The organism is Duganella sp. GW821-FHT07F09 (assembly GCF_059418705.1).
In genome coordinates this window covers 257,851-275,328 of sequence record NZ_JBWKQJ010000006.1, presented here as the reverse complement: position 1 = coordinate 275,328, position 17,478 = coordinate 257,851, and the positions used below count along the sequence as shown (strand labels likewise).

The window sequence follows — 17,478 nt, the reverse complement described above, 5'->3', positions numbered from 1 at the left end:
GGCGTTCCGCCTAATCCGCCCTACGTGTTTTACCGAAAATCATGCGCCGGCTGGCTTGAAGGGCACGTGCTCCCCCAGCTCGTCGATATATTGATTCATGGCCGCCGTCTCCTGCGCCAGGAAATCCGCGATCGCATCGGCGAAGCGCTCATCGGCGATCCAATGCGCCGACCACGTCGGCGTCGGCACCAGTCCCCGCGACATCTTGTGCTCGCCCTGCGCGCCGCCCTCGAAGCGCGCGATGCCGTGCTTGATGCAGTATTCAATCGATTGCACGTAACACGTCTCGAAATGCAGGCCGGAGACGAATTCCTGCGTCCCCCAATAGCGGCCGTACATGATGTTGCCGCCCACTAGGTTCAACGCCACCGCCACCGGCTGCCCGCCGCGTTTGGCCAGCACGATCATCAAGCTTTCCGGCACCTCGTCCAGCAGCCGCTCGAAAAACTTCAAGGTCAGGTAAGGCTTGGAAAAGTGCGCGTGATAGGTCGACACGTAGCAGCTATAGAAAAAACGCAGCACGTCCGGCGTGATGTCGCGTCCGGCCAGATGCGCGAAAGTGATCCCCGCGTCATGCACGCGGCGCCGGTCCTGGCGGATCTTCTTGCGCTTCTCCATCTTGAAGCTGGCCAGGAAGGCGTCGAAGTCGGCATACCCCGGATTGTCCCAATGGAACTGCACCCCTTCGCGCAGCATGAAGCCGGCGGCCTCCAGCGCTTGCCGGTCCTGCTCGTCGGGGAACAGGATGTGCAGCGACGAAGTCTCCAGCTGCCGGGCCACCTGCAACGCCGCGCGCGCCAGCAGTTGTCGATCTGCTTGCGTATGCGCCAGCAGGCGGCCACCCGTCACCGGCGTGAACGGCACCGCCGACAGCAGCTTCGGGTAATAGGGAATGCCATTGCGGTGGAAGGCGTCGGCCCAGGCGTGGTCGAACACGTATTCGCCACGGCTGTGATCTTTCAAGTACAGCGGCATGGCCGCGGCCAGCACGCCGTCGCGGTGCATCACCAGATAGCGCGGCGTCCAGCCGGTTTGGGCCGAGGCGCAGCGGGTGTCGTGCAGCGCGTGCAGGAAGGCGTAGGCCAAGGTCGGGTTGTCGCCGGCGATGGCTTGCCACTGCGCCTGGTCGATATTTTCCAACGAGTCGATGATCGAAAACTCTGCTTCTGACACGCTTTGCTCCAGCTCTGATGTTGGCGCCAGTCTAGCCTATCCGGCGCCGATCCGTTGGCGGCGGCGCGTCCATGGCCGTGCGATAATTGGCTTTTGTTTGGTTGCGCACGCGAAAGACTTTACATGAGCTCGAATTTTCTTAATTTGTACACGCATGATTTCGCCCGGGTCGCCATCGCGGCGCCGGTGTGCCGCATCGCCGATCCGGCCTATAACGCCGAACAGACCATCGCGCTGGCCGCGCAGGCGGCGGCGCAGGGCGCGGCGCTGGTGGCGTTTCCCGAATTGGGCCTGTCGGCCTACACCTGCGACGACCTGTTCCATCAGCGCGCCTTGCTCGACGGTTGCCTCGACGCGCTCGATGCGATCGTCGCCGCCTCGGCGCAATGGAAGATGGCGCTGGTGGTCGGCGCGCCGCTGCGGGTCGAGCACCAGTTGTACAACTGCGCGGTGGTCATCGCCAACGGCCAGATCCAGGGCGTGGTGCCCAAGAGCTACCTGCCGAATTACGGCGAGTTCTACGATGCGCGCCAGTTCAGCAGCGGCGACTACGCGGTCGCCACCGAGATCGACCTGCTGGGCGAGCGCGTGCAATTCGGTTCGGGCCTGTTGTTCGAGGTGGCCGACATGCCGCTGTTGAAATTCCACGTCGAGATTTGCGAGGACGTCTGGGTGCCGATCCCGCCGTCGTCGTTCGCGGCGCTGGCCGGCGCCACGGTGCTGGTCAACCTGTCGGCGTCCAATGCGCTGGTCGGCAAGGCCGGCTACCGCAACCAACTGGTGTCGCAGCAGTCGGCACGCTGCATCGCCGCCTACCTGTACACCTCGGCTGGCGGCGGCGAATCGACCACCGACCTGGCCTGGGACGGGCAGGGCGTGATCTGCGAAAACGGCGACATGCTGGCCGAGTCCAGGCGCTTCACCGATGAACCCAGCCTGACCTTCGCCGACATCGACCTCGAGCGCCTGTCGCGCGAGCGCATGCGCATGAACACGTTCGCGCAATCGGTGCAGCGCCACGCCGCCGAGGTCAACAAATTCCGCACCGTCTTCTTCGAGCTGGAGATCGGGCGCGAGGAGCCGCTGGCGCTCAAGCGCTGCGTCGAACGCTTCCCGTACGTGCCGGCCGACGCCCGCCGCCGCGACGAGCGCTGCAACGAGGTCTACAACATCCAGGTGCAGGCGCTGGCGCAGCGGCTGACGTCGAGCGGCATCAAGAAAGTGGTGATCGGCGTCTCCGGCGGGCTCGACTCCACGCACGCGCTGCTGGTGTGCGCGCGCGTGATGGACAAGCTCAAGCTGCCGCGCACCAACATCCTGGCGTACACGATGCCCGGCTTCGCCACCAGCGAACGCACGTTGACGCAGGCGCACGCGCTGATGAAGCTGGTCGGCTGCTCGGCGCAGGAAATCGACATCCGTCCAAGCTGCATCCAGATGCTCAAGGATTTGAACCATCCGTATTCGGAGGGGCAGGCGCAGTACGACATCACGTTCGAGAACGTGCAGGCCGGCGAGCGCACCAACCACCTGTTCCGCCTGGCGAACCACCACCACGCGATCGTCGTCGGCACCGGCGACCTGAGCGAGCTGGCGCTGGGCTGGTGCACGTATGGCGTCGGCGATCACATGTCGCACTACAACGTCAACGCCAGCGTGCCGAAGACCTTGATCTCGCACCTGGTGCGCTGGGTGGCCGAGTCGGGCGTGATCGGCCGCAACGACGCGCAGGTGCTGTTGAACATCCTGGCGACCGAAATCAGTCCCGAACTGGTGCCGGGCACCGCCGAAGGCCAGCCCGAGCAGCGCACCGAAAGCACGATCGGTCCGTACGAGCTGCAGGATTTCAACCTGTATTACGTGCTGCGGTTCGGCTTCCGGCCGTCGAAGGTGGCGTTCCTGTCGCTCAACGCGTGGAAGGACAGGGAGCAGGGGCGCTGGCCGGATGGCGACCATGTCACGCGCAACCAGTACGACCTGGCGGCGATCAAGAAGAACCTGGGTATTTTCCTGGACCGCTTCTTCCGCACCAGCCAGTTCAAGCGCAGCTGCGTGCCGAACGCGCCCAAGGTCGGCACCGGCGGATCGTTGTCGCCAAGGGGCGACTGGCGCGCGCCGAGCGATGCGCAAAGCGTGGTGTGGATGGACGAATTACGCTCCATTCCGGTGCAAGAATAGATAAAAATCAGATGAAAATCGCGAAAATTGCGGGTTTTCGGCCGGTTTTTCAGTCGGGAGTGGACAGTCGCAAGTTGTCGATTACAATACACTCAATCGCTTGCGGATCGCCGGCTACAGATTTTTGAATTTAGATTGCCCATAAGGAGAAGTCATGAAACAGATTACCGCTGTGATTAAGCCGTTCAAATTGGACGAGGTGCGTGAAGCACTGGCTGAAGTCAATGTCACCGGCCTGACGGTCACCGAAGTCAAGGGTTTCGGCCGCCAGAAGGGTCATACCGAACTGTATCGCGGCGCGGAATACGTCGTCGACTTCCTGCCGAAGGTCAAGGTGGAAGTGGTTGTCGACGACGGCGTGGCCGAGCAGGTGGTTGACGCCATCATCAAGGCCGCGCGCACCGGCAAGATCGGCGACGGCAAGATCTTCGTGCAGAACGTCGAGCAGGTCATCCGCATCCGTACCGGCGAAACCGGCGCGGACGCGGTGTAAGCTTCTCCACGCAACACATTCCAATGCCGGCCTAGCCGGCATTTTTTTTGTGGACCCGGGCGTCCGCTTCCATCTAAAACACGTACGGCGGATTAGGCGGAACGCCGTAATCCGCCAATGCGTGAGCCGTCGAGACGCACCCATGGCGGATTACGCTGCGCTAATCCGCCCTACGTGAATCCTGATTACGCAGATGTCCCAAGCCGTAATTTTCGCATATGGTTGCTTGGTTATATTAGTTCGAGTTAGCTAGGTGGATTAGTAATATAGCCAAACTTTCCACTTATCAAGATTCCGCACAATGAATACGAACATCCCTTTCGCCTTGGCGTTGTCGCTGTTGACGGCGACCGCCGATGCGTCCGACGGGAACGCTGACCCGGAGCAGGCGAACGCAACCATAACAGCCACCGCTGCCGCCGCCACCGCCGACGCCTCGCAGGAGATCATCGCCCGCGTGACCGTTTCCACCCGCCGCCGCAACGAGACCTCGCAGAGCGTGCCCACGACCATGAGCGTGCTGGACGCGAACAGCCTCGAAAATAACCGGGTCTACCGCGTGCAGGATCTGCAGCAGCTGCTGCCGAGCACCACCGTCAACTACGTCCACGCGCGCCAGATGAGCTTTGCCGTGCGCGGCCTCGGCAACAACCCGGCCAGCGACGGCCTGGAGGGCAGCGTCGGCGTCTACCTCGACAACGTCTATCTGGCCCGTCCGGGCATGGCCGCTTTCGATACCTTGGACATCCAGCAACTGGAGCTGCTGCGCGGCCCGCAGGGCACCTTGTTCGGCAAAAACACCACCGCCGGCGTGCTCAACATCACCAGCAAACAGCCGACCTTCCGCTCCGAGAACAGCGCGCAGCTGTCCATCGGCGAGCAGGGCTATGCGCAGGGCAAGGCCGTGATTTCGGGCGCGTTTTCGGACACGGCCGCCGGCCGCATCTCGTTGTACAAGACGCACGAGGACGGCTACATCACCAACATCCACAACGGCGACAAGGTGCAGGGCGGCGACCGCCAAGGCGTGCGCGCGCAGTTGCTATTGGAACCCAACAACCAGCTCAGCGCGCGCCTGATCGCCGACTACAACGTCGAGGATTCCAACAACGGCACCCTGATCTTCTACAGCGCCGGTCCCAGCGGCCGCTTCCTGACGCAGGCCGCCGCCGTTGGCGCCCATCCGGTCACCGATCCGACCTTGCGGCAGGTCAACCTCGACACCGGCTCGCACGTGGACGTGCACCAGGGCGGCGTCTCGGGCGAGGTCAACTGGAAGCTCGACAACGACTACAAGTTCACCTCGATCAGCGCCTATCGCTTCTGGGATTTCACGCCGCACAATGAAGACGGCCTCGACGTGCCGGTGGTGCTCAACGTCGGCGCCTCCACGCGCCACCGCCAGTTCACGCAGGAGTTCCGGCTGGCGACGCCGCTCGGGCGCGAGGTCGAGTCGGTGCTCGGCGCGTACTACTATTACCAGAACCTGGACAACACCAACTTCACCGTCAACGGGCCGCTGGCCGACCGTTTCAACGCGACGCCGGCCGGGGCTTGGAGCAACGTCAGCAGCTACGCAGACGGCCATTTGCGGGTCAACAGCTACGCCTTGTTCGGCCAGTCGATCTGGCACATCGATCCCAAGTGGGACCTGACCGCCGGCCTGCGCGCGACCTACGAGGACAAGTTGGCGCGCGTCGTGCGCAACGTCCCGGTCGGCGCGCCGGTCACCGGCGCGGCGCTGGCCTCGCGCAACGCCCGCTACGGCGCCTACAACTCCGGCGACGTCCGCCTGAACAACCTGAGCCCGTCCGCGCTGCTGACCCTGGCGTACAAGCTCGATACCGACGTGCTGGCCTTCGGCAGCGTCTCGCACGGTGAAAAATCCGGCGGCATCAACCTGTCGGTGCCGGGCGCGGCCGGCGTGTCCTCGCTCAAGGTCGACAACGAGAAGGCCAACAATCTGGAACTGGGCATCAAGAGCAATCTGCTGGGACGGCGCGCGCAGGTCAACGCCAGCCTGTTCTGGAACGAGGTGCACGGCTATCAGAACAACGCCTACGATCCCGTCAGCGCCACGTCCTACCTGACCAACGCCGGCGACGTGCGCAGCCGGGGCCTGGAGCTCGACACCAGCCTGGTCGTGGTGCGCGGCTTCACCCTGGGCGCCAACGGCTCGTTCAACGACGTCAAATACACCGAGTACAAAAATGCGCCATGCCCGGCCGAGCGCCCGGGACCCTCGTGCGACCTGTCGGGACGCGCGGCGCTGGTCAACGCGCCGCGCTGGATCGGCAACCTCAGCGCGCAATACGCGCACGCGCTCGCCGCCAACATCGAAGCCTACGGCAACGTCAACTACGCCTATCGCGGCGGCACCTACGGCACGCTGGACGCGTCCGAATATTCGCGCATTCCCGCCTACAGCCTGACCAACTTGTCGGCAGGGATTAAACTAAAAAACGGCTCAACCCGCTGGGACATCTCCGTGTGGGCCAAAAACGTGTTCGACAAGCAGTACTACACCAGCATGTGGAACACCAGCCCCAACGCCTACAACACCGTGATCGGCACGCCGCGCCAGGTGGGCCTGACCGCCCGCGCGGATTTTTAATGGAGACCAGCAATGACCGATAAAATCAACACCACCATCAAACGGACCGACAACGCCCGCCGTCGCATCCTTAAAACCCTGCCGGCGCTGGCGCTGGCGGGCTATGTGCCGGGCGCCTTGGCCGCGAACAAACAGCAGCCGAACATCATCTTCATCCTGGCCGACGACCTCGGCCACGCGGACCTGGGCGCCTACGGCCAGAAAGACATCAAGACGCCGCACCTCGACCGCCTCGCCGCGCAGGGGCTGCGCTTCACGCAGGCGTATGCCAACTCGGCGGTGTGCTCGGCCACGCGTTTCGCGCTGATCACCGGCCGCTATCAGTACCGGCTGCGCGGCGGCCTGGAGGAGCCTATCCACGGCGCCTCCGACACCATCGGCCTGCCGCGCACGCATCCTACCTTGCCGTCGCTGCTGCGGAAAAACGGCTACGACACCGCGTTGATCGGCAAGTGGCACCTGGGCTCGCTGCCGAACTTCGGTCCGATCAAAAGCGGCTACGACAGTTTCTTCGGCAACTACGGCGGCGCCATCGATTACTTCACGCACAAGCCCGGCGTCGGCCCGAACGTCAAGGAGGACCTGTACGAGGACGAGGTGCCGGTGCGGCAGATCGGCTACTACACCGATTTGCTGGGCGCGCGCGCGGTCGACTTCGTCAACAGGCAAAAGGACGGCAAACCGTTCCTGCTGTCGCTGCATTACACGGCGCCGCACTGGCCGTGGGAAGGGCCGGGCGACGAAGCGGTCTCGCGCGACATCGACAACATCTTCCACTACGACGGCGGCGACCTGGCCACCTATGGCCGCATGGTCGAATCGCTGGACGCCTCGATCGGCCGCGTGCTCAAGGCGCTGGAGGACAAGGGCCTGGCGCAGAACACCATCGTCATCTTCACCAGCGACAACGGCGGCGAACGGTTCTCCAACAACTGGCCGCTGTCCGGGCAAAAAACCGAGCTGCTGGAGGGCGGCATCCGCGTGCCGGCCATCGTGCGCTGGCCCGGCAAGATCGCGGCGGGGCAGGTGACCGACCAGGTCGCCGTCAGCATGGACTGGCTGCCGACGCTGCTGGCGGCGGCAGGCGGCGCGCCCGATCCGGCCTATCCGCCGGACGGCCAGAACCTGCTGCCGACCTTGCTGGGCCAGGAAAAGCCGCGCGAACGCACGGTGCTGTGGCGGTACAAGGCCAACGCCCAGCGCGCCATCCGCTCGGGTGACTGGAAGTACCTGCGGATCAGCGGCAACGAGTTCCTGTTCGACGTGGTCAAGGACCCGCGCGAGCGCGCCAATCTGGCCAAGCGCCACCCCGAGGTGTTCGCACAACTGAAGGCCCGGTGGGAGGCGTGGGACAAGGAAATGTTGCCAATTTCAGCGGATGTGCGCACCCACGGCGTCAGCGGGAATGTGCAGGCGGATCGCTATGGCGTTCCGCCGGGAGGGCGAATTTCCGACTGAAGGTTAGTCATATTTCAAAACTAAAGTTCAGTAATCCCCGTCTCGGCGGGGATTTTCTTTTGTCGATCCTGTTTAGCTTCTGCGGTTAAACAGCGACATTTTCGGAATAATTATTTGTTCGCCGCTCGCATTAATGTTAATTTGCAATGAACAACACCAGTTGTGGGATTTATAAAAAAAGCACGAGGAGACAAAGACATGAAAACGTTATCGAACACCGCCACCGCCACGGCATCGCAGGCATGTGCCCAACCCGCCCCCGATTCAAAGTTAAATGAAAACGTTGTCATAAATAATCTGTCCTGAACAATCCGGGCAAACGTGTGACAACCGGGACGGGAGGCGACATGGGCAGCAATGACACGCAGGGCGGCGCGATCCGCAGGATCGTCATCGTGGGCGGCGGCACCGCCGGCTGGATGACGGCGGCCCCGCTGGCCCAGCGTCTGGCGCGCCACCCCACTCAGCCGTGCGAAGTGACCCTGGTGGAATCGCCCGAGATCGGCACCATCGGCGTCGGCGAGGCGACCCTGCCGACGATCCGCATCTACAACGAGGCGCTCGGCCTGGACTTCGCCGACTTCGTGGGCAAGACGCAGGCCAGCTTCAAGCTGGGCATCGAATTCAAGGACTGGGGCCACGTCGGCAACCGCTTCTTCCACGCCTTCGGCGATTTCGGCCCGCCGCTGGCAGGCGTCGACGCGCACCATCACTGGCTGCGCCTGGCGCAGGCGTTCAACAACATGCCGGACATGGAGAACTGGTCGCTGCCCTCGGTCATGGCGCGCGACGGCAAGTTCGTCCCGCCGAACGGCGAAACGCCCGGCATGAGCGACGCCTATTCCTACGGCTTCCATTTCGACGCCAGCCTGTACGCCGGGTATCTGCGCGACTACGCCGTGGCGCGCGGCGCCCTGCGCATCGAAGGCATGATCGTCGATGTCGAGCAGCATCCCGAGAGCGGCTTCGTCACCGCCGTCAAGCTGCGCGACGGCCGCCGCGTCGAAGGCGACCTGTTCATCGACTGCTCGGGCTTCCGCGGGCTGCTGATCGAAGGCGCGCTGAAGGCCGGCTACGAGGACTGGAGCGCGTATCTGCCGTGCAACAGCGCGCAGGCCGTGCCGTGCGCCTCGGTCCCACGGCTGACGCCCTACACCCGCTCCACCGCCAAGGAAGCCGGCTGGCTGTGGCGCATCCCGCTGCAGCACCGCACCGGTAACGGCCACGTCTACAGCAACGGCTTCACCAGCGACGAGCAGGCACGCCGGGTATTGCTCGACGGCCTGGACGGCGCCGCGCTCGACGAACCGCGCCAGCTGCGCTTCGTCACCGGACGGCGGCGCAAGTCCTGGGTCAAGAATGTGGTCGCGATCGGCCTGTCGGCGGGCTTCGTCGAGCCGCTGGAATCGACCAGCATCAACCTGATCGAAATCGCGGTGCGCAAGCTGCTCGAACTGTTCCCGGACCGCGATTGCAGCCCGGCGCTGGCCGACGAATTCAACCGCGTCATGGGCATGCGCTACGAATCGGTGCGCGATTTCATCGTCCTGCATTACAAGCTGACCAAGCGCGACGATTCGGAATTCTGGCGCTACTGCGCCAACATGGCGATCCCGGAGTCGCTGCGCCACCAGATCGAGCTGTTTAGCGAGACCGGACGCGTGGCGATCGTCGATCGCGGCGGCTTCGCCGAACCCTCGTTCGTGGCGATGATGATGGGCCTGGGCGTGGTGCCGAAGCGCTACGACCCGCTGGCCGATCGCGTCGACATCCGCGAAACGCACGGCCACTTCGCCGCGTTGCGCAACATGATCGCGCAGACGGTGGCGCGGATGCCGGATCACGGCGCCTATGTCGCGGGACAAGCGGCGGCGGGCGTGTCATCCCGGGCGGCCGCCTGACATGTGTTATTTCATCACCTAACTTATGGAGGCATAAACTTTCGAACGAGCACTTAGAGAAACCGGTACCAGTATCAGGACGCAACACTGTAGCGTTATGACTTGTAAATACAAAAACCACCTAATATAGGCGGGGAGACGAAATTGAGCAAATTACAAAAAACCGCAATCGCAGCGGCGGTCGCACAGGTTGTCCTGCTGCACGCCAGCCCGGCATGGGCCCAATCAGCCGACGGCGCCAGCGCCGCACCGGCCGTCGTTGTGGTGAGCGGCCAGCGCGCCGCCCTTCAATCGGCGCAAAAACTCAAACAGGAAGCCGACGAGGTCGTCGACTCGATCGTCGCCGAAGACATCGGCAAGCTGCCCGACCGTTCGGTCACCGAGGTGCTGCAGCGCATCGCCGGCGTCACCATCGACCGCAACATGGCGGGCGACCCTAACCGCCAGTCGGTCGAAGGCTCCGGCGTGTCCGTGCGCGGCCTGACTTACGTGCGTTCGGAAATCAACGGCCGCGACGCGTTCTCCGCCGGTGGCGGCCGCTCGCTCGGCTTCTCCGACGTGTCGCCGGAGCTGATGGCCGGCGTCGATGTCTACAAGAATCCGTCCGCCGAGCAGGTCGAAGGCGCCATCGCCGGCCTGGTCAATCTGCGCACCGCCATGCCGTTCGACTACAAGGGCTTCAAGGGGACGGCTGGCTTCTCCGAATCCTATTCCACCCTGCGCGAGGGCAAACCCTCGCCGACCAGCACCATCCTGTTGTCGAACCGCTGGAACACGCCGTTCGGCGAAGTCGGCGCCCTGGTCAATTTCGCCAAGGCGAAGAGCCCGAGCCGTTCGGACGGCGTGGGTGTCGATCCTTACTTCCCGCACGTGAACTCCACCGATCCGGCGCTGTACGACCGCTCCAAGACGCAATGGATACCGATGGGCGTCGGCTATCGCTCGCAGGACTTCGACCGCACCCGCCGCGGCGATTACGCGGCCCTGCAGTGGAAGCCGAACAAGGACTTGACGGCCTCGCTGACCTACTTCAAGACCCACTACAAGGAAGACCTGGACGAGCACGTTGTGGCCTCGTCCGAGGACAAGTGGTATCAGCAGGTCGCCAGCAGCAACTCGGTGTTCGACAAGAACGGCGCCTTCCAGAGTGGCACGATCTCGAACCCGACCTATGGCGGTTCGCCGTTCAACAGCTCGCAGCGTATCAATACGCGTGAATCCGACACCCGCGACACCTCGCTCAACGTCCAATGGCGCATCACGCCGGACCTGACCTGGACCAACGACTTCCAGCATGTGCATTCGACCACCGAAGGCTTCGACGCCGACGTGTCGACCGGCTTCATCTTGCCGGACCAGACCATGGATATGACCGGCAAGGTGCCGCAGATCGGCCTCGGTTCGGCCGCCTACATGGCCGACCCGAAAAACTACTACTGGGCCTATACCCAGGAAGCGCTGGACCGCGCCTCGGCCAACCAGAAAGCGTGGAAGTCGGACGTCAAGTTCTCGTTCGACGACCCGGTGCTGCGCGACATCCGCTTCGGCGTGCGCCTGGCCAACCGCGAAGGCGTGAACCACAAGGCCCAGAAGTTCTACAACTGGTCGGCGATCACCTTCCCGTGGATGGAAGGCTGGCAGATCAACGGCGTCGCCCGTTTGAACGATCCGCGCTTCGCCGGCGGCTCTTCGCTGCAGACGATGGATAACTTCTTCGGCGGCAAATACAACATCCCGCCGATGCTGTTCGCCGACGAGGCGACCGTGCGCGGCTTCCCCGACCAATGGAGCAAAATCCACTCGTACCACGACGTGCTGTGCGCCGAAAAAGGTTCGACCTGCGATCCGTGGAAACCGGCGACCTTCAACGACCCGGCCGCCAACAACACGCAGACCGAGAAGACCCGCGCCGCGTACACGCAGTTGCGTTTCGGCTGGGATAACCTCAAGTACCCGATCGACGGCAACATCGGCGTCCGCTACGTCAAGACGACGGGCGCCGGCAGCGGTTACGTCTCGTTCACACGGCCGTCCCTCCCCACCGCCGGCAACAGCGGCGTGGTCCCGACCGGCCAGGGTAACCTGATCGACATCGCATCGTTCGCCGAACAGCAGTCGGTGAATAATTCGTACGACAACTGGCTGCCTAGTCTGAACCTGCGCATGAAGGCCAGCGACCAGCTGCAATTCCGCTTCGCGGTGGCCAAGTCGCTGTCGCGTCCGGACTTCAACCAGCTCCAGGTGCAGACGACGCTTAACGCCCAGCACAGCCAGACGGTCACCCGCGACGCGGCGGGCAACACCACCGCTATCCACTTCGACGGCACCAACTTGAGCGGCACCAGCGACGGCAATCCGCTGCTCAAGCCGACCACGTCGACCAACGTCGACCTCACCGCCGAGTGGTACTTCGCCAAGGCCGGTTCGCTGACGTTCTCGGCGTTCAACAAGGACCTCAAGGACATCATCACGACCAAGAACTACAGCTACAACGCGGTCGACGTGAACGGCACGCCGCGCACGTTCGTGGTCACCGGTCCGGTCAACGGCGCCAACGGCTTTGCCCGCGGTTTCGAGATCGCCCACCAGCAGTACTATGATTTCGTGCCGGAATGGCTGCGCGGCATCGGCAGTCAGGCAAGCTGGACCTATGTGTCGAGCGAGCGCAAGCTGAAAGAACCGGTGTTTAACGCATGGTGCCAGGGCAACGACGCGTCGACCAACTTCAACCTGTTCATCAACGGCTGCGATACCGATGGACGCGCGTTCGGCAAGACCCCGTTGCAGGGCTTGTCGCGTCACACGGTCAACCTGGCGCTCATGTACGAAGCGCACGGCTTGTCGATGCGCGTGGCCTACAACTGGCGCTCGCGCTACCTGCTGGGCGTGACCCAGTGGGGCAGCCGCGGCAACAACGGTCTGAACACGAATCCGGCCGCCCCCGCGGACAAGTACCTGATCCCGACGACCGTCAACGACCAGGCCTTTGGCCTGCCGCTGTACCAGGCCGGCTACGGTCAGGTGGACGCGTCGATCTTCTACGACTTCACGGACAAGTTCCGTGTGGGTATTCTGGGGACCAACCTGACGAACACCTACACGCGTCAAATCATGGAGCAGCACGCGGGCGACTTCACCCGCCAGGTCTTCATGAGCGGCCCGCGCTACACGGTGCAAGCCACGTACGCGTTCTGATCGCGTCGTAATCCTCGATCCGCCGGCGGGGACGCTCTCCACGCCGGCGATCTTTGTCCCGCCCGGGCCTGTCCCGCGCGGGATTTTTTTCGTGGTTTTTTCGGGTTTTTCGTCGTCTACGGCGCCGGGATCATGTCCACCGCGTCCCACGAATAGCCCGGGCTCAGCCAACCCGTGCTGGTGGTGCCGCTAATGGCCGTCAATGTCACCGTGTTCTGCCCGACCACCAGCGCGCTGGCCGGAATGTCGAAACTGTACGTGGTGTTGTTGCCCCGGTAGATGCCGACCGTGAGCGTGCGCGTCTTCGGCTGGGTCGACGCGGCCGGATTGGCCGACTGCCACTGGTTGACGGCGATCTTGGGCCGGCCGCCGGCGGCGGCGACCGTGATCCCCGCGCGCAAGGTGTAGTTCCTGATCTGGCTCGACGTCAGGTTGAAGCGGATCACCGTGTTGTTGTTGATGTCCTTCCACTGGTAGGCCGGGAAGCCGGTCGCCGCGTTCGACGAACCGATCACGTAGTCCGGCACCGTCCACGACGCCATGCGCACATCCGACGGGTGCATCGTGCTGACCTTGGCGCCGTTGAGGAACTCGAGCGGCGTGCCGTCCCAGTCGCCGATGCGCCACAACGCCGCCGTGCTGCCCGGGTCGTTGGCGATGTTGATCGTGTTGAGCGTGGTCATGCCGCCGGCCGTGATGGTGACGCTGCGGGTGTCGACCGCCAGCTCGTTCTTGTAGATCGTCATCGTGTAGGTGCCGGGGATCATGCCCCGGCTGTCGAAGTGGCCGTTGGCCGCGTCGGCGTCGACCCAGTACTGCGCGGTGGCGTTGGCGAAGCCGACCGTGTAGGTGTAGGCGGTGTTGCGGTTGCCGATGCCGACCCCGGCCACGCCGCCGCGCGCGCTGGCCGGCACGTAGCCGGTCATGCCCATGCCGGCGAACCACGAGGTGTCGGGCGTGGCCGGGGCGCCGCCGCCGGTGAAGCTCATCGTGTAGGTGTTGAGGATGCCGGGACGGAAGGCCTCGGTCTGGCCCTCGCCGTAGTTGATGATGTAGGTCAGCTCCTGGTTGGTGGAGGTGGCCTGGTTGATCAGGCTGCGGTAGAACGGTCCGCCCGAATTGCCTTCGTTGTTGTCGCGCACCATCCACAGGCCGACACCCGGGCCGGTGGCGCCGAAGTAGCGCCAGTCCTTCAGACGGATGTTGGAATAGTGCTTGGAGCGCGTCTCGCCGTTGGCCATGCCGAACACGTCGCCGGATTCGATGGCGCCGGTGTTGTTGCGGATGTCGGACGGAACCGGCCCGTTCGGCAGCACGGCGATCGGCACGCGCACGATGAAGCGCGCCAGCCCGAGGGTGCTGGGCTCGGTGGTGAAGTAGGTGCCCATGTAGATGTTGGGCTGGCCCCGGCGCGCCAGGTAGTAGTGCGTCAGGTCGCCGGCCTGGACGGTGATCTTGATGGTGTCGGCGCCGACCGTGGTGGCGCTGACGCTGACGGCCGAGACGCCCGTGTACAGGAAGTCGAAGCCGGAATTGAGTTGCGAGCCGCGCGACTGGTCCTGGTATTGCACGCCGTTGTAGACCATCGAGGCGATGTCGCCGGCCGACTGCGTGCTGACGCCGTTGTCGGTGCGGCGGATCTTGAAGACCAGGCCGGCGCCGGTGTCGACGGTGTAGAAGTTGGCGTCCTCGGTCAGGCCGAAGGATTCGGCGGCGGTCGCCGAGACGATGGTCTCGGCGTTGAGGCGGTTGGGGTTGTTGTTGGTGGTGTCGGCCGAGCCGCCGCCGCAACCGGCGAGCAGGGTCAGCGCCGCCGCGCCGGTGAGGGCGCGCAGAGTGATGTGGTCCAATTGTGTCTCCCGAATGTTGTAGATGTTGTTTGGACGCGCCGGCACGCTGCGACAATAGTCAATTTTTGGGGAGGCGAGGTCAACCGTGTTCATACAACAATGGTAAATAAATCACCTTGTTGAGCGGAAACGCTGATCGGGGGTCAGTGGCGTCCGATACGCAAGTCGAACTTCCATGTCACCAGCCGCAGGGTGGTGATGAAGGTGGCGCTGACCCACAGCGCGTAGTCGTCGGTGACGCCGGTGTATTGCAGGCCGATGTACATCCAGCAGCCGAAGAAGGCGCAGATGGCGTAGGGTTTGCCGTCGCGGAAGACCATCGGCACCTCGTTGCAGACGATGTCGCGCAGCACGCCGCCGAAGATGCCGGTGATCACGCCCATCATCGAGGCGATGAACAGCGGCATGCCGGCCGCCTGCGCTTGCGATACGCCGGCCACGGCGAACAGGCCCAGGCCGATGGCGTCGGCGATGACGATCAGGCGTTCGGAGAGGATCTGGCGCAAGGTGCGCATCAGCGGCACGGCGATCAGCGCAAGCACGAAGATGAGGATGGCGTATTCCTGGTGCATGACCCAGAACAGCGGACGGCGGTCGAGCAGGATGTCGCGCAGGGTGCCGCCGCCGAAGGCGGTGATGAAGGCGACGGTGAAGACGCCGACCAGGTCCATGCGCTTGCGGCGCGCCTCGACGAAGCCGGAGAAGGCGCCGACCAGGATGGCCACGATTTCGATGATGGTGATCAGGGAATCGTGGACGGGAACGGGCTTCATGTAGGCATGCGGACAAAGTGGGAATGTCCGTAGGTTAACATGCCGCAACAATTTGGTGTGGGGCTAAAAGTATCGAGGAAACACGTAGGGCGGATTAGGCGGAACGCCGTAATCGGCCATTTACGAGCCGCCGACGGCGCATGCATGGCGGATTACGCTGCGCTAATCCGCCCTACGTGTCTCCGTTGCGGAATTTACCGTTCTGGCCGCAACGCGGCCCGCAACAACACAATCAACGCGCCTTCGCCGCCCTCGGACGGACGCGCCTGGCAGAAGGCGACCACTTCCTCCTTCTGCACCAGCCAGCTGTGCACCATCGACTTGAGCACCGGCTCCTGGCTCTTGGAGCCGAAGCCGCGCCCGTGGATCACGCACACGCAGCGATGGTTGCGCATCGCCGACTTGCGCAGGAAATCGCCGATGGCGTCGCGCGCGGCGTCGCGCCGCAAGCCGTGCAAATCGAGCTCGTCCTGCACCGGCCAATGGCCCTTGCGCATCTTCTTGACGATGTCCGGCCCGACGCCCGGCGCCGCGTAATTGAGCGCCGGGTCTTCTTCCAGATAATGATCGACTTCAAACAGGTCCGACAGCGACTCGCGCAGCACGGCCGCGTCGTCCTCCGCCTGCGTCAGCTTGCGCGCCGGCGCGGCGGCGGGGCCGGCCGACTTCGGCAGCGACGGCACATAGCGGTCCGACACGGGCATGCGCTTGACGCCGCCCACGCTGGACTGGAAGATATTCGCTTCCACCGCCTGCGTTTTTTCCCGTTTGACGCGCTCGGCCTCGGCGGCCGCGCGCGTCTCGGCCTGTTCCTTGAGCTGCTTGCCCAGGGTTTTCAGGTCGGCGAAGTCTTTCAGGCCCACAGTTACTCCTGCGCTTCCAGATAGCGCTGCGCGTCCAGGGCGGCCATGCAACCGGTGCCGGCGCTGGTGATCGCCTGACGGTAGATGTGGTCCTGCACGTCGCCGGCGGCGAACACGCCCGGCGCGCTGGTGGCGGTGAACATGCCCTCGGTGCCGGCCTTGGTCTTGATGTAGCCGTTGTGCATGTCCAGCTGGCCTTCGAAGATGCCGGTGTTGGGCTTGTGGCCGATCGCCACGAACAGGCCGTGCACGCTGATGTCGGTGACGTCGCCGGTGTCGGTCGACTGGATCTTCAGGCCGGTGACGCCGCTGTCGTTGCCGAGCACTTCCTGCAGGGTGTGGTTGTACTTGATCTCGATCTTGCCTTCGGCGACCTTGGCGTTCAGGCGGTCGATCAGGATAGGCTCGGCGCGGAACTTGTTGCGGCGATGGATCAGGGTGACCTTGGTGGCGATGTTCGACAGGTACAGCGCTTCCTCGACGGCGGTGTTGCCGCCACCGATGACGGCCACTTCCTGGTTGCGGTAGAAGAAACCGTCGCAGGTGGCGCAGGCGGACACGCCTTTGCCCATGAAAGCCTGTTCGGACGGCAGACCCAGGTACTGGGCCGAGGCGCCGGTGGCGATGATCAGGGTGTCGCAGGTGAATTCGTTGCTGTCGCCCTTGAGGCGGATCGGACGCGCTGCCAGGTCGACGGTGTGGATGTGGTCGAACACGATCTCGGTGTTGAACTTTTCCGCGTGTTGCAGCAGGCGCTGCATCAGGTCGGGGCCTTGCACGCCCATCGGGTCGCCGGGCCAGTTTTCCACGTCCGTGGTGGTCATCAACTGGCCGCCTTGCTCCATGCCGGTGACCAGCATCGGGTTCAGGTTGGCGCGGGCGGCGTAGACGGCGGCACTGTAGCCGGCGGGACCGGAGCCAAGGATCAGTACGCGGGCGTGTTTAGGAGTGGTCATGGAGGGCTTCTTAATATGTTGGAT

The 17,478-nt window shown here is 63.9% G+C and carries 11 protein-coding genes; 6 read left to right on the top strand and 5 right to left on the bottom strand.

Features of this window, described 5'->3' with window-relative positions; translation table 11 throughout:
• Positions 1–39: 39 nt before the first annotated feature.
• Positions 40–1,173 (bottom strand): GNAT family N-acetyltransferase, encoded by a 1,134-nt coding sequence (locus AC07P1_RS17855; protein WP_494697077.1) that lies wholly within the window; start codon positions 1,171–1,173, stop codon positions 40–42.
• Between the two features lie 123 nt (positions 1,174–1,296).
• Between AC07P1_RS17855 and AC07P1_RS17850 the strand changes: the two genes are divergently transcribed.
• The 6 genes from AC07P1_RS17850 to AC07P1_RS17825 all read left to right on the top strand — a co-directional run bounded on the left by AC07P1_RS17850 (position 1,297) and on the right by AC07P1_RS17825 (position 13,012).
• Positions 1,297–3,351 (top strand): NAD(+) synthase, encoded by a 2,055-nt coding sequence (locus tag AC07P1_RS17850; RefSeq protein WP_494697076.1) that lies wholly within the window; start codon positions 1,297–1,299, stop codon positions 3,349–3,351.
• A gap of 154 nt (positions 3,352–3,505) precedes the next feature.
• A complete protein-coding gene (locus tag AC07P1_RS17845; RefSeq protein WP_008447011.1) occupies positions 3,506–3,844 on the top strand; it encodes a P-II family nitrogen regulator in 339 nt (112 codons plus the stop codon).
• Between the two features lie 301 nt (positions 3,845–4,145).
• The gene (locus tag AC07P1_RS17840) at positions 4,146–6,458 is read left to right on the top strand and encodes a TonB-dependent receptor (RefSeq protein ID WP_494697075.1); all 2,313 of its coding nucleotides are present in this window, start codon (positions 4,146–4,148) and stop codon (positions 6,456–6,458) included.
• A 12-nt stretch (positions 6,459–6,470) separates the two neighbouring features.
• Positions 6,471–7,916, top strand: coding sequence for a sulfatase family protein (locus AC07P1_RS17835; RefSeq protein WP_494697074.1), 1,446 nt, complete (start codon positions 6,471–6,473; stop codon positions 7,914–7,916).
• Between the two features lie 347 nt (positions 7,917–8,263).
• A complete protein-coding gene (locus AC07P1_RS17830; RefSeq protein WP_494697073.1) occupies positions 8,264–9,817 on the top strand; it encodes a tryptophan halogenase family protein in 1,554 nt (517 codons plus the stop codon).
• A 144-nt stretch (positions 9,818–9,961) separates the two neighbouring features.
• Complete coding sequence (locus AC07P1_RS17825) at positions 9,962–13,012, top strand: TonB-dependent receptor (RefSeq protein WP_494697072.1); 3,051 nt, start codon at positions 9,962–9,964, stop codon at positions 13,010–13,012.
• A gap of 116 nt (positions 13,013–13,128) precedes the next feature.
• Here AC07P1_RS17825 and AC07P1_RS17820 read toward each other — a convergent pair whose 3' ends face one another.
• The 4 genes from AC07P1_RS17820 to trxB form a co-directional block, all read right to left on the bottom strand.
• Complete coding sequence (locus AC07P1_RS17820; RefSeq protein WP_494697071.1) at positions 13,129–14,862, bottom strand: rhamnogalacturonan lyase B N-terminal domain-containing protein; 1,734 nt, start codon at positions 14,860–14,862, stop codon at positions 13,129–13,131.
• Positions 14,863–15,005: 143 nt separating this feature from the next.
• Positions 15,006–15,635, bottom strand: coding sequence for a trimeric intracellular cation channel family protein (locus AC07P1_RS17815; protein ID WP_494697070.1), 630 nt, complete (start codon positions 15,633–15,635; stop codon positions 15,006–15,008).
• Positions 15,636–15,829: 194 nt separating this feature from the next.
• Positions 15,830–16,498, bottom strand: coding sequence for a Smr/MutS family protein (locus AC07P1_RS17810; protein WP_494697069.1), 669 nt, complete (start codon positions 16,496–16,498; stop codon positions 15,830–15,832).
• Positions 16,499–16,500: 2 nt separating this feature from the next.
• Positions 16,501–17,454 (bottom strand): thioredoxin-disulfide reductase, encoded by a 954-nt coding sequence (trxB, locus tag AC07P1_RS17805; RefSeq protein WP_494697068.1) that lies wholly within the window; start codon positions 17,452–17,454, stop codon positions 16,501–16,503.
• Positions 17,455–17,478: the final 24 nt, after the last annotated feature.

Bases quoted from the DNA above. Each gene is read 5' to 3' on its own strand.
- AC07P1_RS17850 (WP_494697076.1), top strand. From the start codon at position 1,297: ATGAGCTCGAATTTTCTTAATTTGTACACGCATGATTTCGCCCGGGTC.
- AC07P1_RS17845 (WP_008447011.1), top strand. From the start codon at position 3,506: ATGAAACAGATTACCGCTGTGATTAAGCCGTTCAAATTGGACGAGGTG.
- AC07P1_RS17840 (WP_494697075.1), top strand. From the start codon at position 4,146: ATGAATACGAACATCCCTTTCGCCTTGGCGTTGTCGCTGTTGACGGCG.
- AC07P1_RS17835 (WP_494697074.1), top strand. From the start codon at position 6,471: ATGACCGATAAAATCAACACCACCATCAAACGGACCGACAACGCCCGC.
- AC07P1_RS17830 (WP_494697073.1), top strand. From the start codon at position 8,264: ATGGGCAGCAATGACACGCAGGGCGGCGCGATCCGCAGGATCGTCATC.
- AC07P1_RS17815 (WP_494697070.1), bottom strand. From the start codon at position 15,635: ATGAAGCCCGTTCCCGTCCACGATTCCCTGATCACCATCATCGAAATC.
- trxB (WP_494697068.1), bottom strand. From the start codon at position 17,454: ATGACCACTCCTAAACACGCCCGCGTACTGATCCTTGGCTCCGGTCCC.